At 68.6% G+C, this 24,340-nt stretch carries 17 protein-coding genes; 10 read left to right on the top strand and 7 right to left on the bottom strand.

The window, feature by feature from the left end:
* Nucleotides 1–65 precede the first annotated feature (65 nt).
* The 4 genes from E8A74_RS32945 (at nt 66) to E8A74_RS32930 (ending at nt 6,509) form a co-directional block, all read left to right on the top strand.
* Complete coding sequence (locus E8A74_RS32945) at nt 66–3,113, top strand: peroxisomal multifunctional enzyme type 2 (protein ID WP_136933082.1); 3,048 nt, start codon at nt 66–68, stop codon at nt 3,111–3,113.
* Nucleotides 3,114–3,142: 29 nt separating this feature from the next.
* Nucleotides 3,143–4,321 (top strand): lipid-transfer protein, encoded by a 1,179-nt coding sequence (locus E8A74_RS32940; protein WP_136933081.1) that lies wholly within the window; start codon nt 3,143–3,145, stop codon nt 4,319–4,321.
* 305 nt (nt 4,322–4,626) lie between these two features.
* The gene (locus E8A74_RS32935) at nt 4,627–5,349 is read left to right on the top strand and encodes a methyltransferase domain-containing protein (protein WP_170229558.1); all 723 of its coding nucleotides are present in this window, start codon (nt 4,627–4,629) and stop codon (nt 5,347–5,349) included.
* Between the two features lie 29 nt (nt 5,350–5,378).
* A complete protein-coding gene (locus E8A74_RS32930; protein ID WP_136933079.1) occupies nt 5,379–6,509 on the top strand; it encodes a hypothetical protein in 1,131 nt (376 codons plus the stop codon).
* Nucleotides 6,510–6,527: 18 nt separating this feature from the next.
* Here the strand turns inward: E8A74_RS32930 and E8A74_RS32925 are convergent, their stop codons facing one another.
* Nucleotides 6,528–7,826: a glycosyltransferase family protein gene (locus E8A74_RS32925; protein WP_136933078.1), complete on the bottom strand. Its 1,299-nt coding sequence runs from the start codon at nt 7,824–7,826 to the stop codon at nt 6,528–6,530.
* Nucleotides 7,827–7,887: 61 nt separating this feature from the next.
* Here E8A74_RS32925 and E8A74_RS32920 point away from each other — a divergent pair, with 61 nt between their 5' ends.
* Together E8A74_RS32920 and E8A74_RS32915 are read left to right on the top strand one after the other, a co-directional pair.
* On the top strand, nt 7,888–8,094 hold the full coding sequence (locus E8A74_RS32920) for a hypothetical protein (RefSeq protein WP_136933077.1): 207 nt from the start codon (nt 7,888–7,890) through the stop codon (nt 8,092–8,094).
* A gap of 202 nt (nt 8,095–8,296) precedes the next feature.
* Complete coding sequence (locus E8A74_RS32915) at nt 8,297–9,064, top strand: AAA family ATPase (protein WP_136933076.1); 768 nt, start codon at nt 8,297–8,299, stop codon at nt 9,062–9,064.
* A gap of 25 nt (nt 9,065–9,089) precedes the next feature.
* Here the strand turns inward: E8A74_RS32915 and E8A74_RS32910 are convergent, their stop codons facing one another.
* From E8A74_RS32910 to E8A74_RS32885, 6 genes are all read right to left on the bottom strand, one after another.
* Nucleotides 9,090–9,905 (bottom strand): tetratricopeptide repeat protein, encoded by an 816-nt coding sequence (locus E8A74_RS32910; RefSeq protein ID WP_136933075.1) that lies wholly within the window; start codon nt 9,903–9,905, stop codon nt 9,090–9,092.
* Nucleotides 9,905–10,543, bottom strand: coding sequence for a hypothetical protein (locus E8A74_RS32905; protein WP_136933074.1), 639 nt, complete (start codon nt 10,541–10,543; stop codon nt 9,905–9,907). The genes E8A74_RS32910 and E8A74_RS32905 overlap by 1 nt, the downstream gene beginning before the upstream one ends.
* Before the next feature lie 182 nt (nt 10,544–10,725).
* A complete protein-coding gene (locus E8A74_RS32900; protein WP_136933073.1) occupies nt 10,726–12,435 on the bottom strand; it encodes a DUF3943 domain-containing protein in 1,710 nt (569 codons plus the stop codon).
* Nucleotides 12,436–12,564: 129 nt separating this feature from the next.
* Nucleotides 12,565–13,725 (bottom strand): glycosyltransferase family 4 protein, encoded by a 1,161-nt coding sequence (locus tag E8A74_RS32895; RefSeq protein ID WP_136933072.1) that lies wholly within the window; start codon nt 13,723–13,725, stop codon nt 12,565–12,567.
* Between the two features lie 7 nt (nt 13,726–13,732).
* Nucleotides 13,733–14,428, bottom strand: a complete 696-nt coding sequence (locus tag E8A74_RS32890) for a polysaccharide deacetylase family protein (RefSeq protein ID WP_170229557.1) — start codon at nt 14,426–14,428, stop codon at nt 13,733–13,735.
* A 1-nt stretch (nt 14,429) separates the two neighbouring features.
* Nucleotides 14,430–15,377: a class I SAM-dependent methyltransferase gene (locus E8A74_RS32885; protein ID WP_136933071.1), complete on the bottom strand. Its 948-nt coding sequence runs from the start codon at nt 15,375–15,377 to the stop codon at nt 14,430–14,432.
* Between the two features lie 589 nt (nt 15,378–15,966).
* On the opposite strand from E8A74_RS32885, the gene E8A74_RS32880 reads away from it, so the two are divergent.
* The 4 genes from E8A74_RS32880 to meaB are packed head-to-tail and all read left to right on the top strand — an operon-like array spanning nt 15,967 to nt 24,192.
* Nucleotides 15,967–19,323 carry a methylmalonyl-CoA mutase family protein gene (locus E8A74_RS32880; protein ID WP_232379861.1) on the top strand — a complete coding sequence of 1,119 codons (3,357 nt, stop codon included), beginning with the start codon at nt 15,967–15,969 and terminating at the stop codon, nt 19,321–19,323.
* A 14-nt stretch (nt 19,324–19,337) separates the two neighbouring features.
* On the top strand, nt 19,338–21,044 hold the full coding sequence (locus E8A74_RS32875; protein ID WP_170229556.1) for a methylmalonyl-CoA mutase family protein: 1,707 nt from the start codon (nt 19,338–19,340) through the stop codon (nt 21,042–21,044).
* Nucleotides 21,041–23,188 carry a methylmalonyl-CoA mutase gene (scpA, locus tag E8A74_RS32870; RefSeq protein ID WP_136933068.1) on the top strand — a complete coding sequence of 716 codons (2,148 nt, stop codon included), beginning with the start codon at nt 21,041–21,043 and terminating at the stop codon, nt 23,186–23,188. Before E8A74_RS32875 ends, scpA begins: the two co-directional genes overlap by 4 nt.
* A complete protein-coding gene (gene meaB, locus E8A74_RS32865) occupies nt 23,185–24,192 on the top strand; it encodes a methylmalonyl Co-A mutase-associated GTPase MeaB (RefSeq protein ID WP_136933067.1) in 1,008 nt (335 codons plus the stop codon). Before scpA ends, meaB begins: the two co-directional genes overlap by 4 nt.
* The last annotated feature ends 148 nt before the right edge of the window (nt 24,193–24,340 follow it).

The following is a 24,340-nucleotide window of genomic DNA, read 5'->3' as shown; positions in this document are numbered from 1 at the left end:
ATTGACGTCGCTCACAAATTCGGATACTTCGTACGCGAAACTTTCTCGCGCGAGGGATCCAGCTCATGGCGAACGAGCTTCGTTTCGATGGAAAAGTTGCGATCGTCACCGGTGCGGGCAACGGGCTCGGGCGTGCGCATGCGCTCCTGCTCGCGAGCCGCGGGGCCAAGGTCGTGGTCAACGATCTCGGCGGTGGCCGACATGGCGGGGGCACGAGCTCCGAGGCGGCGGACAAGGTCGTCGCCGAGATCAAGGCGGCCGGCGGCGAGGCCGTCGCGAACTACGATTCGGTGGAGAACGGCGGCAAGATCGTGCAGAGCGCGATCGACGCGTTCGGCCGCATCGACATCGTGATCAACAACGCCGGCATCCTGCGGGACGTCACGTTCCACAAGATGACCGAGGAGGACTGGGAGCTCATCTACCGGGTGCACGTGCTCGGCAGCTTCCGCGTCGCGCACGCGGCGTGGCCGCACATGCGCGACCAGGGCTACGGCCGCATCATCTTCACGTCGTCGGCGGCCGGCATCTACGGCAACTTCGGGCAGGCGAACTATTCGATGGCCAAGCTCGGCCTCGTGGGCCTCTCGAACACGCTGGCGCTCGAAGGCAAAAAGAAGAACGTCCTCGTCAACACGATCGCGCCGCTCGCGGGCTCGCGCCTGACGGAGACCGTGCTGCCGAAGGAGCTCATCGACGCGCTCAAGCCCGAGTACGTGAGCCCGCTCGTGGCCTACCTGTGTCATGAGAGCTCGACGGAGACGGGCGGGCTCTTCGAGGTCGGCGGCGGCTTCTTCGCGAAGCTCCGGTGGGAGCGCGCCGAGGGCAAGACGGTGCGGCTCGGGCGCGAGATCAAGATCGAGGACATCCAGAAGGGCTGGGGCGCGATCGCCGGCTTCGACAAGACCACGCACCCGGCCGAGATCAACCAGTCGATGGGCCCGGTCATGGCGAACGTGCAGGCCGGCCCGGCCAAGGGCGGCAATGACCTCATCGACGTCGATCAGGCGCTCGGCTACGAGTATCCGGCGGTTTCTTCGAGCTACGACGAGCGGGATCTCTCGATTTACGCGCTCGGCGTCGGCGCGGCGGAGAACCCGCTCGACGACAAGGAGCTACGTTACGTCTACGAGCTGCACGGGCAGGGCTTCGCCCCGCTGCCGACGTTCGGCGTCGTGCCGGCGCTCTCGGCCCTGATGGATCTCGCCAAGCAGGGCAAGACCGCGCCCGGCATGAACTACGGGCTCGATCGGCTCCTGCACGGCGAGCAATACCTCGAGCTCATGCGGCCGCTGCCGCCGCACGGAAAACTCACGCACAAGGCCAAGGTCAAGGAGATCTGGGACAAGGGCAAGAACGCGCTGGTCGTCACGGAGATCCGCAGCACGGACGAGTCGGGCGAGGAGCTCCTGCGCAACGAGAGCACGGCCGTCATCCGCGGCGCGGGCGGCTGGGGCGGCGAGCGTGGGCCTTCGTCGGACATCAACGTCCCGCCGGAGCGCGCGGCGGACGCCACGATCGAGCAGAAGATCCCCGAGAACCAGGCGCTTTTGTATCGCCTCTCCGGCGACTGGAACCCGCTGCACGCCGACCCGAGCTTCGCCACGGCGTTCGGCTTCTCGAAGCCGATCCTGCACGGGCTCTGCACGTTCGGTTATGCCGCGCGGCACGTGATCCACGCGTTCGCGGGCGGCGACGCGCGCAAGTTCAAGAGCATCAAGGTGCGCTTCGCGGACAGCGTGTTCCCGGGCGAGACCGTGGTGACCGAGATGTGGAAGGAGAACGACGAGCGCATCGTGTTCCGCTGCAAGGTCAAGGAGCGCGACAAGGTCGTCATCTCGAACGCGGCGATCACGTTGTGGAAGGAAATCCCCCAGCCGAAGGCAAAGCCCGCGGCGGCGGCGGCGGCGGCGGCGCCCGCGAAGGCGGCCGAGGATCCGGCCGGCGACGTGTTCATCGGGATCCGCGATTACGTCGAGAAAAACCCGGCCGTCGTCGAGAAGGTGAAGACCATCTTCCAGTTCGAGCTGAAGGGCCCGGACGCGACGTGGACGATCGATCTGAAGAATGGCAAGGGCGCGGTCTTCCCGGGCGCGGGCGCGGACAAGGCCGATACGGTCCTGGAGATCGCGTCGTCCGATTGGCTCGCGATGGCCACGGGCCAGGCCGATCCGCAGAAGCTCTACTTCGAGGGCAAGCTCAAGATCTCGGGCAACGTCATGGCCTCGCAGAAGCTCGGCTTCATGAAGAAGATCGATCCCGAGCAGGCCAAGGCCGCCATCGCCGCGCACAAGGCGAAGTCGGCCGGCGGCGCGGTGGCGGCTCCGGCGGCGGCGGCGCCCGCGAAGGGGGCCGAGGATCCGGCCGGCGACGTGTTCATCGGGATCCGCGATTACGTCGAGAAAAACCCGGCCGTCGTCGAGAAGGTGAAGACCATCTTCCAGTTCGAGCTGAAGGGCCCGGACGCGACGTGGACGATCGATCTGAAGAATGGCAAGGGCGCGGTCTTCCCGGGCGCGGGCGCGGACAAGGCCGATACGGTCCTGGAGATCGCGTCGTCCGATTGGCTCGCGATGGCCACGGGCCAGGCCGATCCGCAGAAGCTCTACTTCGAGGGCAAGCTCAAGATCTCGGGCAACGTCATGGCCTCGCAGAAGCTCGGCTTCATGAAGAAGATCGATCCCGAGCAGGCCAAGGCCGCCATCGCCGCGCACAAGGCGAAGGCCGCGAGCGGCGGGGGTTCAGGGAAGGCCGAGGCGGCTCCGCAGGCCGCGGCCGCGCCGAAGGGGCCGGGCGCAGCGGCGGTCTTTGATGCGCTCAAGGAGCGGCTGGTGAAGTCGCCCGAGCTCGCGAAGGAGGTCGACGCCGTGATCGAATTCCGCCTGACGGAGGGCGACTGGCACGTCGACTTCACGGGCGGCAAGACGACGGTGGCGGTCGGTCGGGCGACGAAGCCGGCCGCGGTGCTCACGCTCTCGACGGAGGACTTCGTCGCGTTCGTGGCAGGCAAGGAGCAGGACGCGCGGCTCTTCCAGACGGGCCGCCTGCGGGTCGACGGCGACGTGCGGATCGCCTCGAACCGGCTGCATTTCTTGAAGGGGCTCTTGGGTTAATCGCGACGCGTTCGCAGAAGGAGGCTCAAATGGGCAGGCGAGTCAACGTCATCGGCGTCGGAATGGTGAAGTTCCAGAAGCCCGGCGCCAGCGAAGAATACAACGTGATGGCCGCGAAGGCGGCGCGCACGGCCCTCGCGGACGCGGGCGTCGATTACAAGGACGTCGAGCAAGCGTACGCGGGGTACGTCTTCGGCGACAGCACGTGCGGGCAGCGGGCGGTCTACGAGGTCGGCCTGACGGGCATCCCCGTCATCAACGTGAACAACAACTGCTCGACGGGCTCGACGGCGCTCTACCTCGGCCGCCAGGCCATCGAGGGTGGCCTCGCCGAGTGTGTGCTCGTCGTCGGCTTCGAGCAGATGGAGAAGGGCGCGCTCGGCTCGAAGTGGGGCGATCGGACGAGCCCGATGGACAAGCACGCGGACGTGATGAACCGCGTGCAGGGCTTCAACCAGTCGCCGCCGACGGCGCAGATGTTCGGCGGCGCGGGGCGCGAATACCGCTGGAAGTACGGCGCGAAGCGCGAGACGTTCGGCAAGGTGGCGGAGAAGGCCCGCAAGCACGCGAGCAAGAACCCGTTTGCCCTGTTCAACGAGGTGCTCTCGCTCGAGCAGATCATGGCCTCGCCCGAGGTCTTCGACCCGCTCACGCGCTTCCAGTGCTGCCCGCCCACGTGCGGCGCGGCCGCGGCGATCCTCTGCTCGGAGGACTTTGCCCGGAAGAAGGGCATCTCCGGCTCCATCTACATCGCCGCGCAGTCGATGACGACGGATTACGCGTCGAGCTTCGGCGACAGCATGATCAAGATGATCGGCTACGACATGGCGAAGGCCGCCGCCGACCAGGTCTACGCGAAATCGGGGCTCGGGCCCGAGGACGTGCAGGTGGTGGAGCTGCACGACTGCTTCACGGCGAACGAGGTCGTGACGTACGAGGCGCTCGGCCTCTGCAAAGAGGGTGAGGCGGAGAAGTTCATCGAGGAAGGGAACAACACGTACGGCGGCAAGTACGTGACGAACCCGTCGGGCGGGCTGCTCTCGAAGGGCCATCCGCTCGGGGCAACCGGCCTTGCGCAATGCACCGAGCTCGTCTGGCAGCTCCGCGGCACGGCCGAGGCGCGCCAGGTCGAGGGGGCGAAGGTCGCGCTCCAGCACAACCTGGGCCTCGGCGGGGCCTGCGTCGTGACGATGTACCGCAAGGACTGACCGCCCCGAAACCATCCGGGACGAAGGAGGCCGCGCTCGAAAGGGCGCGGCCTTCGTCGTTTCGAAAGCCCGGCGCGCCCCCTGTGGCGGGGCGACGACACCGGATACGAGCGCCCCTGTCGAGAAACGGCGACACCACGACAGACGCGCCGTGGCATGCGCGCGACACCCCCATCGGGACCCACCCCCGCGCGCGGACGCCGAGGCGCACGATTCCAGGGGAATTGCGCAGTTTCAGCCCTCCGGCATCCGTCTTGCTCTGCATGAAGGTCGACATGAACGGAACGACAACCCCCATGGTATCGATGATGGAAACGCTCTCCCACTGGCATTTCCGCCGCATCGAGGAGTGCTCGACGCTGCTCCAATGGCTGGACCCGCGGCCCGGGGAGCGGGTCCTCGACATCGGCTGCGGCGACGGGTATTACGACGCCCGCATCGCGGCGCGGGGCGCGCACGTGGTGGGCGTGGACATCCACGAACAACGTCTCGCCAAGGCGCAACGCAAGCACCAGAGCGAGCGGACGGACTACCATTTCATGGACGCCGAGGAGCTCGGCTTCGAGCGCGACTCCTTCGACAAGGTCATCTCGTTCTGCGTCATCGAGCATTTCCGGAACGAGGACCGCGTGCTCGAACACGTGAGCCGCGTGCTCCGGCCTGGCGGCAAGCTCTTTCTCTCGGCCGACAGCCTATCGAACCCCGAGGTCACGGACGCGGAGCGCGAGGCACATCGGCGAAGGTACGCGGTAAACAATTTTTATACCGTGGACCACCTGCGCGAAAAACTCGGGCGGGCCGGGCTCGAGCTCGAGCGGTACCATTACATCCTCACGACGCCGATCACGCTCGCGCTGGCGCGGCTCTCGTGGAAGCTCGACGATCTGCCGCCCTTCCTCATGCCTCTGCACGGGATCGGGTATGCGGCGCTGGGGACCGTGGGCAAGATCATCTCGGATTTCGCCGAGGATCATGCGCGGCGACCGGACAGCGGGTTGACGCTCCTGGCCGAGGCGCGGAGGATCTGACAATGTGAAGACCTCCACGGGGGCATGCCATGCGAAGCGTCGTCTTTCTTTTTGGGTTCCTCGCCGCCGGGGTGATCACCTCGGCGGCGGCCGCCGAACCGCCGCGGGCCGCCGGAAAGACGCACGTTCCCCGCTTTCGGGTCGCCCATTTTGGGACCTACTCGGTCGCCGTCGAGAGCAGCGGCGGCACCCTGGTGCACGGCGTCGAGTTCTCGTACGCGGCGAAGAGATACCTCCGGATCGGCGGCGCCTTGGTGCTCCCGGTCGGGGCGTCCTCGCGTGATTCTTGCGACGTCCCCTCGTACGGGTTCGGCGAATGCAGCTACAACTCGTACGGGCTCCGCGGCTTCGCGGAGCTGCACGCCATTCCCGGGTTCAACATCGATCCGTGGATCCGCGCCGGCATCGGGCATCTCCTCCACACCTCGCGGTACGACGCGCTGGAGATTCAATTCACCCGACCCGACATCGCGGCCTTCGCCTCCGCCGGCCTCGACATCAACTTGGGCCCGGTGTTCCTGAGCGGCTACGTCGAGGCGTCCGCGTTCGCCGGCGAGCAGGCCCAGCTCGTGGGCGGCGGCGCGCGCATCGGCGCTCCGTTCGACGGCCCCAAACGCTCGCCCGCGAAGACCCCGGAGACCGAGGACGAACGTTACCCGCTCGCGCGCCGCCCCCGCCCCGAGCGGTGGAAGGTGGGCCCCTTCGTTGAATACCGAAGGACGCTCGCGGGTGACGGGGCCACGTTCACCTACGGCGTCGATGTTTCGTACGAAGTGGTCCCGCATGTCCGACTGGGCGGGTCTGTGGTGTTGCCGTTCGTCGCCCGGCCGGGCCACACGTGTTACACGACGGGCGACGACAGCTCGGACGATTGCACGTACAACTCCTTCGGCCTGATCCAGTTCGCCGAGGTCCACGGGTCGACGGACGCCCTCCTCGATCCCTGGCTCCGCGCGGGCATGGGGACGATGCTTCACACCTCGTACAACGGCTTCGTCAAGCTCCACGCGGCCGAGCCGGATTTGCAATTCTTCGCCTCGTCGGGCCTCGACCTGAACCTCGGAACGGCCTACGTCGGGGCCCATGCGACGATCGCGGCCTTCGTGGGGCACCACGGGCACGTCGCGGGCGGCGGCGCGCACCTCGGCGGCCGATTCTGAGGAAACGGGCCGCGCGGCCTACCGCAGGAGGCCATCGAGCACCGCGGCGAACCTGTCGGCCGCCGTCTCCGAGGAAAACTCGCTCGGCGCCGGGACAGGCGAGGGCAGGGCGCGCGTCGCGCGAAATCGCTCCAAGTGCGCCCCAAGCGACGCCACGAGCGTGTCGACGTCGCCGGGGCGGATGCGCGCGTTGTCTGGCCGGTGCGCGAGCAACTCGTCGACCTCGGGGTTTTCCGTGATGGAGACGATCGGCATGCCCGAGGCGATGTAATCGTACGTCTTCGCCGCGATCCGCAACACGACGCGCGGATCCACCATGGAAAGCAGCACGTGCGCGCGGCGGAGCTCGCCGAGCAGGGCGCGCTGCGGGATGGGCGGGGTGAAGTCGACGAAGTCCGAGAGCCCCATGCGCTCCACCTCGGCGCGCTCGAATGCTGTGGCGCGGCCGATCTGCCGGAGCACGAGATCCGCGGGCGTGAGCTTGTCTCGGTCGATGATGCGGCGGAGCGCCTGGCCGATGTCGTCGACGCGCGTCTCGGCGCGCAGGGTGCCGGTGTGCAGGATCGTGAATCGCGCGGGCGGCTCGGGCGACGCGGGGGCGGGGTCGTAGAGGGACGCGTCGAAATGGTTGCGGACGAAGGACGATTTCCCCGCGAGGAAGGGGTAACGCTCCTGGTACGCGGCGAGGGCGCGGCGCGTGTTCAGGACGACGTGGTCGGCGCGTGTGAGGATGTGGTGTTCGAGGGCGGCGACGACGTGATGGCGGCCCCGCTCGGCGGCGCCTTGGGGCGGCGCGGCGCCGGACTCGTGCAGGCCCCAGGGGTCGCGAAAATCCAGGACGAGCGGCAGGCCGAGGCGGCGGGCGGCGTGTACGGCCACGGGCAGGCAGGAGAAGGGGCCGGCGCTGACCACGACGGCGCGCGCGCCCTCGCGGCGGCCGAGCGCGACGGCCTCGCGGGCGGCGTGCGGGCCGTGGAGCAAGCAGCGGTCGCCGAGGTCGCGGAAGGGGTTCAGGCCCTCGATGGGGCGCGCCGGGCCCTTCTTGTCGGGCGCGGGGCCTCGCAGGCGTTTTTCGAGGGCGGTGAGGCCGTCACGTGCGGCGAGGATCCGGCGATCGAGGTAGGCGTCGTGCGTCACGACCTCGGACGGCAGGGCGTGGAGCAGCTCTGGATCTTGCGTGTCTTCGGGGAACGTCGCGCAGAGGACGGCGGGCCGGTAGCCCCGCGGGACGAGCTTGCGCGCGAGCTTGACCCAGCGGTAGGCGCCGACGGCGGCCTGGGGCGCGAAGTAGGGGGCGAGGAGGAGGAAGGTGCGCACGGAGCGAGGAAGGAGGCAGGGGCGACGTCAAGGAGGGGGAGGTGGTGGCCTTGATGCCGACTTGCGCGACGTATTTCAAGCGTTTTTCGAGGTCCGTGAAGCGTCCCCGGACGTCTGCGACGTCTTCCCGGCGTTCGAGCACGGCTTCCCGGTGGTGAGGGGCTCCTCGTCGGAGGTCGCGCGCTTCTTCCCAGAGGTGAGGAACCTCTCGTCGGAGGTCGTGGACTTCTTCCCGGAGGTGAAGGACCTCTCGTCGGAGGTCGGGTGATGTCTGCCCGGAGGTGAGAGACCTCCCCAAGGCCTACGAGGGCCTCTGGAAGGAGAGGAAACACCTCCTGTCGGAGGTTGATCGACCTCCGACAGGAGGTGGGGTCACCTCCTGGGGGACGTTCGTGTCCACGTCCCAGGGGACAGACGCTTCCGATGGACGCTTGTTTTTCCCCCGGGCGCGCTGCTACGCCAGGGTTCGTATGAAGCGCTCGAAGCCCGCCAAGCTCCCTCCTTCGGAAGGCTTCGTTCGAGCGATCACGTTGCTCCGTGACCGCGTCGAGGACCCGAACGTTTATCCGTACACCATCCCGGCCGTTCGTTCGCTCGAGACCCTCGACTTTCATCCCCGGGTGACGTTCCTCGTCGGGGAGAATGGCTCGGGCAAGTCCACGATCCTCGAAGCTGTCGCGCTCCTGCTCGGGTTCAATGCGGAGGGGGGCTCGAAGAACTTTCGATTTGCCACGCAGAGCTCGGAGTCCGAGCTTCACCGGGCGTTGCGTCCGGTCCGGAGCGCGCGCCGCGAGCGGCATGGGTTCTTTCTCCGGGCCGAGAGCACGTTTAATGTGGCCACCCACATCGAGCACCTGGGCATCGAGGCGTGGTATGGCGGCCGCTCGCTGCACGAGCGCTCGCATGGCGAGGCGTTCTTGACGCTCGTCGAAGAGAAGTTTCGCCCCGACGGCTTGTACCTGCTCGACGAACCGGAGGCCGCGCTCTCGCCGGGGAGGCAGCTCCGTTTCCTCGGGCATCTCCATGTCCTGGCCAAGGCAGGGGCGCAGTTCATCATCGCGACGCATTCGCCGATCCTGCTCGCGTATCCTCAGGCGCTGCTCTACGAGCTTTCGGAGAACGGCATCACGACGGTCGCGTACGAGGAGACGGAGCATTATCGGCTCACGAAGGAGTTTTTGCTCCATCGGGAGCGGTTCTTCCGGGCGTTGTTCGAGGAAGACAAGGAAGAGGGGTGAGGCGGGCGGCGGGGTCAAGGGCTTCTTAGGGCAGGCACACCTCGCTGCGCCGCGGGTTGAGGAGGTTTCCGCGCGCTTCGATGGTCCCGGCTTCCGCGAGGGCGATGAGCCGGCGGGCAAAGAGACGGACGTGGGTGTCGTCGAGCGGATAACGACCGAAGTCGAGCGCGTCGACGATTACGCGTGCCGCCTTCTGGTACCGATGGATGACCTGTTTGAGCAGCGCCGCGTCGACGGCCGCGAGGCCGGCCTCCCCGAGTTCCTTCGCGAGCGCGATCTCCTCTTCGTCGGGAGACTCGGGCATGGGCGACGATAGAGGCGCCTGCTCCTCCTCCTGCTCCTTGGGCGGCGGAACGCTCGCCCCGCACAGGACCAAGAGGTCCGCTTTCGACCGGGGCTCGGCCCTCCAGGAGACGTAGTCATCCCGCACGTGCGAGAGGTCGGCCAGCGCTTCGGCCTTTTTGCCCAACTGGACGAAGGTCTCGGCGCGCAGGAAGTGGAGCTCCTCGCGGCAGGCGTTCCAATTGAGCTCGTCCGAGAGAACGAGACTTTGGCTCAAGTCCGCCACCGCCCGCTCGTGGTCGCCTGTGTGGAGCGCATATTCGCCTCGTTTGAGGAACAGCACAGGCCGCTTGGGGTTGAGCTCTATCGCCCGCGAGAGGGCCGCGATGGCGGCCGGATAATCGTTCTTCGCCTGATGGGCGCACGCGAGCGTGTCCCAAGCGCGCGAGTTCTCGGGATACTGCTCGACAAGCTTGACTGCATCTTCGAATCCGGTCAGATCCTCCTCTCGGATACGATATTTGATATTCCTGATTTCAATTTCCAAATCTTCACTCATCAGAACCTCCTGCCAGGCCGAGATTGGTCATACTGTGGGCTCTTGTCCCGATCGACTTTCTTGCCACCGCAAGCCTCGTGAAGATTGCTCGCAATGCAATCATCCATCGTCATGGAGGGGCCGATCACTTCGCGCGGGGGGTCCTGCTTCTCCAGCTGCTCGTAGCAGAAATCTCTTGCCTCCCTCCGTAGTTTCTTGCACTCCTCCGCGGTCGGCCAGTGATCCGTCAAGGACACCGCCGCAGCCACGACAAGCACCGCGACGCCCACGACGATCGTCACGCCGGACGCCGAGACGACCACCGGGACGAGCCGGATCAACTCGGAGATGACCGAGACGTTCGCCAAGAGGCCACGTGCAGGCAAGAGGCCGCCGCGTGAGATGAGGTCGTCCGGGTTTGGCGAGTACCCCGCGTCCGCCATCGTCCGCAGCGCAGCCATCATGCACCCTTCGAGGCCGGCGTCGTCGAGGCGCGGCCCCTTGGGCGTCACCTTGGAGACCTGGTTGTTGGTCAGCTCGACCTGGAACTCGATCTCGTACGCATGGCGTGGGAGCCGCCCCGCTCGCTCCTCCGCGCACGCTTGAAGCGCGCGGACCGTGGCCGCAGGGAGCGACCCCTCCGTCAGGGGCTCGGGCACGGCAACAAACTCGTCGCTCGCTCCGCATCCCATCGGCACCAAACTCACCGCCAAACACGTAGCGAACAACGCCGCCCCCGCAAGCCGCCGCCTCCGCATGCTCATGAGCTCCCCCTCTCGCTTGCGGAGCGATGGTACCTGGCCGTCGGGGTGGAGCGGAAGAGGGGCCGGGCCCCGCTCCATCAAAACCGGAACGCAATCCCCGCGCGGAGCTTCGTGCTCGCATGCGACGCGCGAAACGGGCCCATACGGCCCCACCGATCGAGGTGCTCGACCTCGACCCACGCGAGCGGCGACTTGTCGCCCGACAGCGTGTACGAGAGCCAAACGCGCTCCCCGGCGCGCCGATCCCTCAGGCGGACGTCATTCGTGACCCGCTCCTGGTACCGATCGAGCCCCTCGATCGATTCAAAAAAATCGTACGTGAGCTGCGCGCCGAGTTCAAAGCGCCGATACGCAAGCGAGAGCGTGGGGCGCACGGTGCCGCCAAGCGCGAAGTAGTAACGTTTGTCCGCGACCACGGTCTTCAAGCCCGCGTCGCCGCGCCCTTTGATGTACGCGGACGCGGCCATCGAATGCACGGCGCCGAAGTCGCCATACACGTCCACGCTGGCGCGGGCGCGGGCGTCTCCGTGGCGGAGCGTGAGATCAACCGTCGCTCCGAGGGCATTCGCGACGCCGATTTTGTCCTCCTCCAGGCCCTCTTGCCGGTGTTTTGCGTAATTGAAGCCGGTGGAGGGGCCCGCGAAGATCGTGTATCCACGGCGTCCGCCACGCCCGTCGGGCACGATCTTCTGATCGTAAACACCCCCGAGCAGGACACGCGTGACGAAATCGAGTTGCTCCACCCCCCGATCGTCGACGGAACCAACGAGCCGAAAGCTCGTGACGTCGCCGGCATCGAGGCGCTTCGTGAGCACGCCGGGGTGGTCGTACCCGGGGACGTCGAGGATCTCCGTGCTCACGCCCATACGGCGCTGCGCGCGGCGCAGGCCGTCCCGCTCGGCCTCCGCGCTCACGCCGAGGAGCACGTCGAAGCGATGCCAGACGTCGGCGGGCAAGCCAAAGTCATCGAGCGCCTGGGCGCGCGCGACGTGCCCCGGTTCGAGGCGCCGGCGGAGGTATCGGAACGGCGAAAAGACGAACGCGAGGACGTTGTTCACGAGGTTGTCCTCGCCGCGCTCGAAAAAGAGGCCGAGCTGGTGGACCGGCTCGCCGACGGCAAAGCCGCCCTGGGGCGTGAGGACGAGGTCGTTCAAGCTGACCTTCTCGCGGTATTCGCCGAGGTACTCCCACAAGACCGAGCCCGCGCACGAGAACAAGAACGACTCGCCCGCGCCGAGCCCGGCCCCACGCGCGGCGAGGTACGTCATCGTGCCGGCCGCGGGGTGCGAATAGGTGTTCGTCTCGAACTTGTTCGTGTCGAACCGGACGGCTTCGAGGGTCCAGGCTTTTTTGTAAAAACTCGGCGCCGACCACGAGAGCTCCCAGTCGACGCTGTTGGCGCTCATGTGAACCCAGTAATCGGCGAGCCCATAACTCATCAGCGCGAGGATCGTGGCGCCGGCCGCCAGGCGATAGCGGACGCGCGGCGCGCGGATCACGCGCCACGGGTGGGGATCGATCTCCCAGGAAAAACCCGCGCCCGCGAGCACGAGCGGCGGCGTATTCCCCGGGCCCGGGAAGACACGCGCGCCGAACGCGACGTCCGGCGAGAGCCAAAGGCGGTACGGCGGAAGGCCGAGCCGAGGCGCGTGGTCGACCGGCACGGCATTCGCGAAGGGATCGAGCACGGGGTCCGGGATCGGATCGAGCAGGATGGGCGGCGGAGGCTCGGGGTCGGCCGCCTGCGTGCTCGGCGCGAAAAGCGTCGCGAACGCGGACACGAGCACGGGCGCGCAAGCGCGGCGAAACCGGCACGCGGCCGCCTGCCTGCTCCCGCGCCTCGCTCGTGCGTCGGTCTCCAAGACGCCTCGCACGGGAGGAGTGCAAGACGCGGGCCGGTCAGCGGAGCTCGCTCGTCAGGGGATCCAGGGAGCGATCTCGCGGTACGCGTCGAGCGTCTGCTTGGCCGTGTCCTCCCAGCGGAACCGCGCGGCGCGCGCGAGGCCGCGGGCCTTCAAATCCAGCCGGAGGGCCTCGTCCTTGGCGACAGCGCGGAGCGCGCCGGCGAGCGCGTCGAGATCCCGCGGATCCCGGACGAGCGCAGCATCCCCCGCGACCTCGGGCACCGACGTGAGGCTCGAACAAACGACCGGGCAGCCGCACGCCATGGCTTCGAGCACGGGCAAACCAAAGCCCTCGTAGAGCGAGGGGAAGATCAGCGCCTCGGCGCGGGCGTAGAGGCCGACGAGCGCCGAGAGGCCCACGCGGCTCTGGACGTGGACCCGCGAGAGCAGCCCCGTCGCGCGCAACGCCGCTTCGAGCTCCGCCGGGAAGGTGCGCTCGCGCTGGATGATGACGAGGTGCAGGTCGTCCGCGGTCGTGAACGCGCGGGCGAACGCGAGGACCGCGGCCGCGTGGTTCTTGTTGGGGTAGCCGCCGCCGAGGACCAGGAAAAACCGGCGCCCCGCGGGGACGAGGTGTTCCGTACGCGCGAGGGCCTCGGAGGCGTCGAGCGGCGCGAAGACGGGATCGACGCCGAGGGGCGTGACGCGGACGCGCGGCGCGGAGGCGGGATCGACGCGGATCGTGTCGCCTTTGCTGTGCTCGCTGACGGCGAGGATGCGGCCGGCGCGGCGGATCGAGGAGCGAATCGCGGCGGACCAGTACGGCGCGAGGAGCACGCGGAGCAGGGGGTTCGGGAAGACGAGCTCGGGACACGCGATTTGCATGACGTCGTGCATCGTGAGCACGCTCTTCGCGGGCGCCCCGAGCGGCAGGACGCGGTACGGCGCGTGGAAGAGATCGTCCGGGCCGAGGCGCTTGTGCAGCCACGCGCCGAGGCGGAGCAGGGAGTCCGGGTGGTTCGGGTCGCCGGAGACGAGCCACTCCGTGACGTTGGGGGCGCGCGAGAGCGGGCCGCGCGCGCCCGGGTGGCGGAGCAGGACGAAGGGGACGTCGGGCGCGAGCGCGGGGAGATGATCCACGAGCGCAGCGACGACGGTGGCGACGCCGCCGGGTGCGCCGCGGAGGACACGGGCGTCGAGGACGATGCGGGGAGGCGCCGTTCTTCGGGTCATGGGGGTCTCAGGCGGAGAGCAGCTCGCCGACGGTGACGGCGCGCAGGCCGCGGGCGTCGAGGGCGTCGAGGATACGCGGCAACGCGCGGACGGTGGGCTCGCGGGAGCCCGCGTACACGGAGCCGGGCGCGCAGCCGTCGTGGAGGAGGAGGATGGCGCCGGGCTCGAGCGCGTCCTCGATGTGGCGGACGATGGCCGGCGTATCGGATCGCTCGTCGAAGCCGCCGCCGGACCAGTGGACGCAGACCATACCGAAGCGGCGCTCGACGTCGCGGGGGGCGATGCGGCCCGGGTTCCCCCAGGGAAACCGGTAGTGGCGGGGGCGCGCGTGGACCACGCGATCGAAGAGGTCGAGGGCTTTCTCCGTGTCGACCCGGAACGCCTCGGGGTCGTTCACGGCCGCACGATCGTGGGCGTAGGAGTGGCAGCCGATCTCCTGCTCGGCGTGGACACGCCGCGTGAGGTCGGGGGCGTTCTCGATGGCAGAGCCGAGGAGGAAAAACGTGGCGCGGGCGCGGCGCGCGGCGAGGATGTCGAGGATCGCCGGGGTGTGCGCGGGGCTCGGGCCGTCGTCGAAGGTGAGGGCGACCTCGGGGCGCGCCGGGCCGTGCAGGATGAGGCCGCCGCGGAGGAAGCCTCGGGCGGCGCGGACGGCGCGCCGGAGGGCGAAGAAGGGGCCGGGCGAGGGCGAGGCGGGGCGCACGTCAGCGGGCCCGGGCGACGACGACGAGCGTGGCGCGGCGGCCCTCCTTGGAGGCCACGGCGCCGAGGTCGTAGGTGATGTACCCGTCCACGAGGACCTCCAGGGTCTGGAGCAGCCGCGCCGGCGGGACCTCGGTCGGCACGACGAAGGGCGCGGCCTTGTCCTTCTGGGGCTTGGGCGCCGCGGGCTTGCCCTTCGTCCGGAAGAGCGACTGGAGGCGGAGCAGGGCCGCGCGCGGGGCGGGCTCGTGCAGGAGGAGGGCGTAACGCTGCACGTCGAGGATCTCGAAGCCGGTGCGCTCGGCGAGCAAGCGGAGCTGCTTCTCGCCGAAGTGGTAGAGGTGATCGGGCAGATCGAGCTCGTTCGTGCCGGCCCAGCGCTCGCCTGGCAGCTCGGCGACGTTGCCGGTCTGGAAGACGAGCAAGCCGCCGGGGCGGAGGAGCGCGTGCATCTGCCGGAACGCGTCGAGCGGGTAGGCGAGGTGCGAGAGGACGTTCCGGTGGTAGACGACGTCGAAGCTGCCCGGCGGGAGCTCGACCGACGCGAGCGTGCCCTCGTGGACATCCACGCCGAGGACCTCGGTCGCGTAGCGGACGAAGGGCCCGGTGATGTCGATCCCGGTGGGCGAGAAGCCGCGGGCGCGGGCCTCGCGGAGGAAATACCCGGCGGCGCTGCCGATCTCGAGGAGGCGGCCGGAAGCGGCGTGGCGGCCGATGAGGTCGAGGGCGCGGCGCGCCTCGTAGACGGCGCGCTCGACGTTGCGGATCTGGAGGCCGAGGTCGACCTTGGTCTCCTGGCCCTCGTAGAGGCGCTTCATCTCGCCCTCGGTGGGCCGCGGCGTGACGAAGACGAGGCCACAGCCCTCACAGGCGACAGCCTCGTAGCCGTTCTCGGCGTGGTACGGGCGCGTCCCTCGGTCACCGCAGAAGATGCAGGAAACGGCCTCCATGCGGGCGGCGACGTATCAGCAACGGACAAGCGCGTCAAACGTACGCATGGGTCACGCCCTGGACCCCGGGGCGCTGCCCCGGACCCCGCGGGGGGCTGTCCGCCCCCTCGACCCCGGACCAGCGAGGCGCTGGACCCAGGGTTGAAAAACTGCGCTCCGCGCAGTTTTTCAAACAGGCCGACGAACAAGCCGGGGTGCCAGCCGAACCAGTAGCGCGGCTGTCTTGGTGGGCAGGGTCGCGGCTGGTCTTCACCGGGCCTGTTCGATGAACTGCGCATCGCGCAGTTCATCGAGCTTGGGTCCAGCCCCTGGCTGGTCCGGGTCCAGGGGCGGACAGCCCCTGGTGGGGCCTGGGGCAACGCCCCAGCTCTGCGCTTCCCCGTGCTCAGGGCCGTGGGAGGCCAAACGAACGCATCCCAGGCGAGCCCTACGATCGATCCAGTGATATATCGTGCGCCGAAAGAGCAACTGAGGAAGGTCCCATCTCGTGCAAGCTCGCGCCGCCGTCGTCCCTTACAAGCCCCGCCACCACGTCCGCCTCGTGACCGCAGCTTCGCTCTTCGACGGCCATGACGCTGCCATCAACGTCATGCGCCGCCTGATGCAGGCCTCCGGCGCCGAGGTCGTGCACCTCGGGCACAACCGCTCGGTCGCCGAGATCGTCACCTGCGCCATTCAGGAGGACGTCCAGGGGATCGCGATCACGTCGTACCAGGGCGGCCACGTCGAATACTTCAAGTACATGATCGAGCTCCTGCGGCGCGCGGGGGCTCCCATCAAGGTCTTCGGCGGCGGGGGAGGGACAATCCTCCCCTCGGAGATCGAGGAGCTGCACGCCTACGGCGTCGCCCGCATCTACTCGCCCGACGACGGACGCGCGATGGGCCTGCAGGGGATGATCAACGATCTGCTCGAGCGATGTGACTTCGAGAAGCGCCCCCCGGAGTTCGAGCCCCACCTCGCGCGCATCGCCGAGCGAGCGCCGGAGACGATCGCCGCGCTCATCACCATCGCGGAGAACTTCCCGGAAGCCGGCGACAGGCTGCGCGAAGCGCTCGCCGCGCTCCCGGCGAGGCCGAGGCGGACGCCCGTGCTCGGCATCACTGGCACGGGCGGCGCGGGCAAGTCGAGCCTCGTCGACGAGCTCGTGCGCCGCTTCCTCGCCGACAGCAAGGACAAGACGATCGCCGTGCTCTCGGTCGATCCCTCGAAGCGCAAGTCGGGCGGCGCGCTGCTCGGCGACCGCATCCGCATGAACGCGATCGACGATCCACGCGTGTACATGCGCTCGCTCGCGACGCGCCAATCGAACCTCGCGCTCTCGAAACACGTGGGCGAGTCGATCGACGTGTGCCGCGCGGCCGGCTTTGATCTCATCGTCGTCGAGACGTCGGGCATCGGGCAGTCCGACACCGAGATCACCGAGTATGCCGACGTCTCGTTGTACCTCATGACGGCCGAGTATGGCGCGGCGACGCAGCTCGAGAAAATCGACATGCTCGATTTCGCCGACATCATCGCCATCAACAAGTTCGACAAACGCGGCTCGCTCGACGCGCTCCGCGACGTCAAGAAGCAGTGGAGGCGCAACCACAACGCCTTCGACGTCGCCGACGACGACGTCCCCGTGTATGGGACGATCGCCTCGCAGTTCAACGATCCGGGGATGAACAGGCTCTACCGGACGATCATGCAGACCCTCGCGACGAAGGCGCGCGCCCCCTTCCAATCTCGCATCGAGCTCACCCCTGGAATGAGCGAAAAGCGCTGGATCATCCCTCCGGAGCGCACGCGGTACCTCGCCGAGATCGTCGAGACCTGCGAGTCCTACGACGCCTTCGTGCGCGCCCAGGCGGCGATCGCCCGGAGGATGTACCAGCTTCACGGCAGCATCGAGGCCCTGCGCGCCAACGTCGGCAAGAAGCACCTCGAAATCGTGGAGCCGACCGGCCCGGCCGATACCGTGCTGGTCACGCAGCGCATCGAGGGGGAGCCGCCCTTCCTCGGCGAGCTCGTGGAGCTTTATCGGGACCTCGAATCACGCCTCGCCCCCGAATGCAAGAAGCTCCTCGACGAGTGGCCCGCCACCAAGCGGCGGTATGCCGCGGCCAAGTACCAATTCCAGGTCCGAGACAAGGTCATCGAGCTCGACCTCGTGTCCGAGTCGCTCTCGCACCTCCGGATCCCGAAGGTCTCCCTGCCGAAATACGAGGACTGGGGCGATCTCTTGACGTGGCTCCTCCGCGAGGCGCCGCCGGGGCAGTTCCCGTTCACGGCAGGGGTCTTCCCGCTCAAGCGGGAGAACGAGGACCCGGCGCGCATGTTCGCGGGCGAGGGCGGCCCGGAGCGCACGAACAGGCGTTTCCACTATGTCTCGCGCGGCCTGCCCGCCAAGCGGCTCTCGACGGCGTTCGACTCCGTCACGCTCTACGGCGAGGATCCGGATCCTCGGCCCGACATCTACGGGAAGGTCGGCAACTCCGGCGTCTCGATCGCCAACGTCGACGACGCGAAGAAGCTCTACTCGGGCTTTGATCTTTCGGATCCGACGACCTCGGTGTCGATGACCATCAATGGGCCGGCGCCCATGCTGCTCGGCTTCTTCCTCAATGCCGCGATCGACCAGGGCTGCGAGAAATGGATCCGGAGCCAGGGGAAGGTGGCGGAGGTCGAGCAGAAGATCACCGACATGTTCGCGAAGCGCGGCGTGCCACGCCCGAGCTACCAGGGGACCTTGCCGGCCGGCAATGATGGCCTCGGGCTGATGCTCCTCGGCGTCTCCGGCGACGAGGTCTTGCCCCGCGAGGTCTACGAGAAGATCCGCGCGGCGACGCTCTCGACGGTCCGCGGCACGGTGCAGGCCGACATCCTCAAGGAAGATCAGGCGCAAAACACGTGCATCTTCTCGACCGAGTTCGCGCTGCGGCTGATGGGGGACATCCAGCAGTACTTCATCGACCGGAAGGTCCGGAACTTCTATTCGGTCTCGATCTCCGGCTACCACATCGCGGAGGCCGGGGCGAACCCGATATCGCAGCTCGCGTTCACGCTGGCGAACGGCTTCACGTTCGTCGAATACTACCTCTCGCGCGGGATGCACATCGACGACTTCGCCCCGAACCTGTCGTTTTTCTTCTCGAACGGCATGGATCCCGAATACACCGTCATCGGGCGCGTGGCGCGGCGCATCTGGGCGAAGACGATGCGCGACAAGTACGGCGGCAACGATCGCTCGCAGAAGCTCAAGTATCACATCCAGACCTCGGGCCGCTCGCTCCACGCCCAGGAGATCGCGTTCAACGACATCCGGACGACCCTGCAAGCCCTCCTCGCGCTCCAGGACAACTGCAACTCGCTCCACACGAACGCGTATGACGAGGCGATCACGACGCCGACCGAGGAGAGCGTCCGGCGCGCGCTCGCGATCCAGCTCATCATTGCCCGCGAGTTCGGCCTGTCCAAGAACGAGAACCCGACCCAAGGCTCGTTCATCGTCGAGGAGCTGACCGATCTCGTCGAGGCGGCCGTGCTGAACGAGTTCCGCTCGATCTCGGAGCGCGGCGGCGTGCTCGGCGCGATGGAGCGCATGTACCAGCGCTCGAAGATCCAGGAAGAGTCGCTCTACTACGAGACGCTCAAGCACAATGGGACGCTGCCCATCATCGGGGTCAATACGTTCCTCGATCCGAAGGGCTCGCCGACGGTCTCGCCGCCCGAGGTCATCCGCGCGACCCAGGAGGAGAAGGACGGCGCGATCGACGTGCGCGACGCATTCTGGAAGCGAAACGCGGGCGCGGCGCCGGCCGCCCTGGAAGCCGTGAAGCATGCGGCGGTCGAGGGCGGCAACATCTTCGACGCGCTCATGGAGGCATGCAAGGTCTGCACGCTCGGGCAGCTCTCGCATGCGCTGTATCAGGTCGGCGGCCAGTACCGGCGCAACATGTGAAAGAGGAGCCTGCCATGGAGTTCCCGCCCGTCACGGTCGCCGCGTGGCGCGCCCAGGTCGAAAAAGAGCTGGGAGGTCGCTCGTTCGAATCCGCCCTCGTCCACGAGGCGATGGAGCGGATCCTGATCGCGCCTCTCTACACCGAGGCTCCGGCCGCCGCGCGCGCCTCGGGGGATCCCTCCGCGCCGCCGTTCCGGATCTGCATGCGGCAGGCGCGCGGCGCGACCGCCGCCGATCTCGTGGCCGACGTCGAAGGGTGCGCCGACGCGCTCTGGCTCGGGCTCGGCGATGCGTGCGGCGCGGCGCTCGCGCCCGCGGATTTCGCGCAGACGTTTTTCGTCTTCGATACGGAGGACGTCGCCTCGATGGAGGCCGTGGAGCGCCACGTCTCTGCCCTCACGCCCGTGGCCGCGTCGCGCTTCGCTCTTTGCATGGACCCGCTCGCCTCCCGCGCGCGGGGCGCCGCGCCGTTCGCGACCCTCGCCGAGGAGCTTGCGGCGCTCGGTCGCGTCGCCCATTTCGTCGAAGCACGCGCGCCGGGGGCGTCGGCCGTGCTCGTCTCGACGCTGCCGTACCACGACGCCGGGGCGGACGCCGCGGACGAGATCGCCTTCGCGCTCTCGACGGGCGCGCGTTACCTCGATGTGCTGCTCGAATCGGGGCTCTCGCCGGAGCAGGCGGCGCGCCAGATCGCCGTGCAAATCGCGGTCGGTCGGGACACGTTCGTCGAATTGTGCAAGCTCCGCGCGCTCCGGACGTGCTTTCGGAAGCTCCTCGCGGCCGTCGGCGCGCCCAGCGGTCCGCGCACGAAGGTCCACGCCGTGTGCTCCTCCCGGACGCTCACGACGCGGGATCCCTGGGTGAACATGCTCCGCGTCACGACCCAGATGTTTTCCGCGATCCTCGGCGGCGCCGATCTCGTCACGCCCAACGCATTTGATCAGGCCTTCGGCGTCCCGTCCGCGCTCGCCCGTCGTGTCGCGCGCAATACGGGGCTCGTCCTGCGCGAGGAGAGCTTCCTCGGCAAGGTCGCCGATCCTGCCGGCGGCTCGTACTACTTCGAGACCCTCACGGACGCGCTCGCCCGCGAGGCGTGGCAGCGCTTCCGGGCCCTCGAACGGGAAGGGGGCATGACCGACGCGCTGGAGAGCGGCCGCCTCGCCGCGAGGATCGAGGCCGTCGCGCGCAATTGGCGCGAGCGGATCGCGAAACGCAAGGTCCCCATCCTCGGCGTGTCCGAGTTCGCCCACCTCGACGAGACGCAGACGCGCCCCGTGCCGAGCGAGGAGGCGCCTCCCCGGGCCGCGCACGCCCTCGCGGCCGAACGCGACGCCGCGGCGTTCGAGGCGCTCCGCGCGCGCGCGGAGGCCGCGGAGACCCCACCGGAAGCGGTGCTGGTGACGCTCGGCTCCTTCGCCGAGTCACGCCCACGCGCAGGCTTCGCCGCGGGCTTCTTCGCCGCGGGCGGCATTCGCACGCGGGAGAGCACGACGGACGAGCCCGCCCCCCTCGTGTGCCTCTGCGGCACCGACGAGCGGTACACGACCGAGGCCGCCGAGCGCGCGCGCGCGCTCAAGGCCGCCGGCTGCAAGCGTGTCCTCGTCGCGGGCCGGCCTTCCCGGCTCGATACGTCGCTGCGCGAGGCCGGCGTCGACGGCTTCATCTTCCTCGGTTGCGACGCAGTGACCGTTCTCTCCGAGCTGCTCGGGGTCCTCTCATGAGCCGTTTGCCCGATTTCGCTGGACTCGACTTCGACGCGGTGCAGGCGGACGTCGCCCCGCCGATCACGCCGCCCGCGGAGCCGTGGGACACCCCCGAGGGGATTCCCCACCGGCGGCTCTACACGGCCGACGACCTCGTTGGCCTCGGGCACCTCGGCACGCTCCCCGGCTTTCCGCCCTTCGTGCGCGGCCCGTATCCGACGATGTACGTCCAGAAGCCCTGGACCGTGCGGCAATACGCGGGGTTCTCGACGGCCGAGGAGTCCAACGCGTTTTACCGCAAAAACCTCGCCGCGGGGCAGATAGGCCTCTCGATCGCCTTCGACCTCGCCACCCATCGCGGATACGACAGCGACCATCCGCGGGTCACGGGGGACGTGGGCATGGCGGGCGTGGCCATCGACTCCATCCTCGACATGCGCCTGCTCTTCGACGGCATCCCGCTCGACAAGATGAGCGTCTCGATGACGATGAACGGCGCGGTCTTGCCGATCCTCGCGCTTTACATCGTCGCCGCCGAGGAGCAGGGCGTCCCGCCTTCGAGCCTCACCGGCACGATTCAGAACGACATCCTCAAAGAGTTCATGGTGCGGAACACGTACATCTATCCGCCCGCGCCCTCGATGCGGATCATCGCCGACATCTTCGCGTACACCTCGCAGAAGATGCCGAAGTTCAATTCGATCTCCATCTCCGGTTATCACATGCAGGAGGCCGGCGCGACCGCGGATCTCGAGCTCGGATACACGCTCGCCGACGGCCTCGAATACGTGCGCACCGGCATCGCCGCGGGGATGAGCGTGGACGCGTTCGCGCCGCGCCTCTCGTTTTTCTTCGCGATCGGGATGAACTTCTTCATGGAGGTCGCGAAGCTCCGCGCCGCCCGGCTCCTCTGGGCCGAGCTCATGGCGCGTTTCTCGCCGAAGAGCGACAAGTGCCTCGCGCTCCGCACGCATTGCCAGACCTCGGGTTGGTCGCTCACGGCGCAGGACGTCTACAACAACGTGATCCGCACGTGTATCGAGGCGATGGCGGCGACCCAGGGCCACACGCAGAGCCTGCACACGAATTCGCTCGACGAGGCGCTCGCGCTGCCGACGAACTTCTCGGCGCGCATCGCGCGCAACACCCAGCTCCAGCTCCAGCTCGAATCGGGCACGTGCAGGCCCGTGGATCCCTGGGGCGGCAGCTACTACGTCGAGCGGCTCACGCACGAGCTCGCCGCGCGCGCGCGGCAGCACATCGACGAGGTCGAAGCGCTGGGCGGCATGGTCAAGGCCATCGAGGCCGGCGTGCCGAAGCTCCGCATCGAAGAAGCCGCCGCGCGTACCCAGGCGCGCATCGACGCGGGCAGGCAGGCCATCATCGGCGTGAACCGTGTCCGTCCGACGAGCGACGAGGCCGTCCCCGTGCTGAAGGTCGACAACGCGGCCGTCCGGCGCACGCAGATCGAGCGGCTCGAGCGCCTGCGCCGCGAGCGCGACCCCGCGGCGTGCGAGCGCGCGCTCGAAGCGCTGACGGCTTGCGCCGCCGGCCGGGGAGGGAACCTGCTCGATCTGGCGACGGCCGCCGCGCGGGCGCGCGCCACGGTCGGAGAGATGTCGATGGCGCTCGAAAAGGTGTTCGGGCGTCATCAGGCCGAGATCCGCGCCATCTCCGGCGTGTATGCTGGCGAGGTGGGAGAGAGCTCCGCCGCCGTGGCGACGACACGGATGCGCACGAAGGCCTTCCTCGAACGGGAGGGACGGCGGCCGCGCATCCTCGTCGCCAAGATGGGGCAAGACGGGCACGACCGCGGCCAGAAGGTGATCGCCACGGCGTTCGCCGATCTCGGGTTCGACGTCGACATCGGTCCGCTCTTCCAGACGCCCGAGGAGACGGCGCGCGCCGCCGTCGAGAACGACGTGCACGTCATCGGCGCGAGCTCGCTCGCCGCGGGCCACCTGACGCTCGTCCCGGCGCTGCGCGCGGCGCTTTCGGCGCTCGGCCGTCCCGACATCCTGGTCGTCGTCGGGGGCGTGATTCCCCCGGACGACTATCCGGCGTTGCGGGCGGCGGGCGCCGCGGAGATCTTCGGGCCGGGCACCGTGATCGCGGAAGCAGCCGGCGCTCTGCTCGATCGCCTGGAAACGGACGAGCCATGACGCGCAGGCGTCCGCGCCTCTCGCTGGATGCCTACGAGCGTGGCGTTCGGGAGCGCGATCGGGCCGTGCTCGCCCAGGCGATCACGCTCGTCGAGAGCCGCGACGAGACCGACGCCGCGCTCGCGCAAGCGCTCCTCACCCGCCTCTTGCCCGCGACGGGCGGCGCGCGGCGGGTCGGCGTGACGGGCGTGCCCGGCGTCGGAAAGAGCACGTTCCTCGACGAGTTCGGGATGCGCCTCCTGTCGCGCGGCAAGAGGGTCGCGGTGCTCGCCATCGATCCGTCGAGCTCGATCTCGGGGGGGTCGATCCTCGGCGACAAGACACGCATGGCGAGGCTCTCGCTCGAAAAAGAGGCGTTCATCCGGCCGTCGCCGAGCGGGCTCACGCCCGGAGGCATCGCGCGACGCACGCGCGAGACGATGCTGCTCTGCGAGGCCGCCGGCTTCGACGTGATCCTCGTCGAGACCGTGGGCGTGGGGCAGGGCGAGACCGCGGTCAGCGACATGGTCGATTTCCTCCTGGTGCTGGCCTTGCCGGGGGCGGGGGATGAGCTCCAGGGCATCAAGAAGGGCGTCCTCGAGCTCGCGGACGCCATCGGCGTCAACAAGTGCGACGGCGAAGGCGCTCTGCGCGCTCGGACGGCGCTTCACGATCTGCGGGCCGCGCTGCGTTACCTGCCGCGCAGGCGCCCGAGCTGGAAGGCCCGCGCGCTCGCGGTGTCGGGCCTGACGGGCGAGGGGCTCGATGCGCTCTGGGATGTGGTCGAGGAGCATCGCCAGGCGCTCGAGGCCTCGGGGGAGCTCGCGGCGATGCGCGCGGAGCAGCAACGCTCCTGGATGTGGTCGCTGATCACCGAGCGGCTCGAACGGTGGTTCCGTGCCCACCCCGAGGTCGAACGGCGGCTCGCGGGCATCGAGGCCGATGTCGTCGCAGGGCGCATGACGCCGCCGGTCGCGGCGGATGAGCTCTTCGCGGCTTTCACCGCCGCGACCCGGCCTCCCTGACGCAGGCCTTCTCCGCGCGGCGGCTGAGCATGGGTCTCATCGCAAGCCGCCGCGCCGGGGCGCTGCCCCGGGCCCCGCGGGGGCTGTTCGCCCCTCGACCCGAACCAGGGCCAGCCCTGGACCATTTAGGGAAGAACTGCGCGATGCG

The organism is Polyangium fumosum, assembly GCF_005144585.1.
Lineage (GTDB): Bacteria > Myxococcota_A > Polyangia > Polyangiales > Polyangiaceae > Polyangium > Polyangium fumosum.
This window is presented reverse-complemented; position numbering and strand designations above follow the sequence as displayed.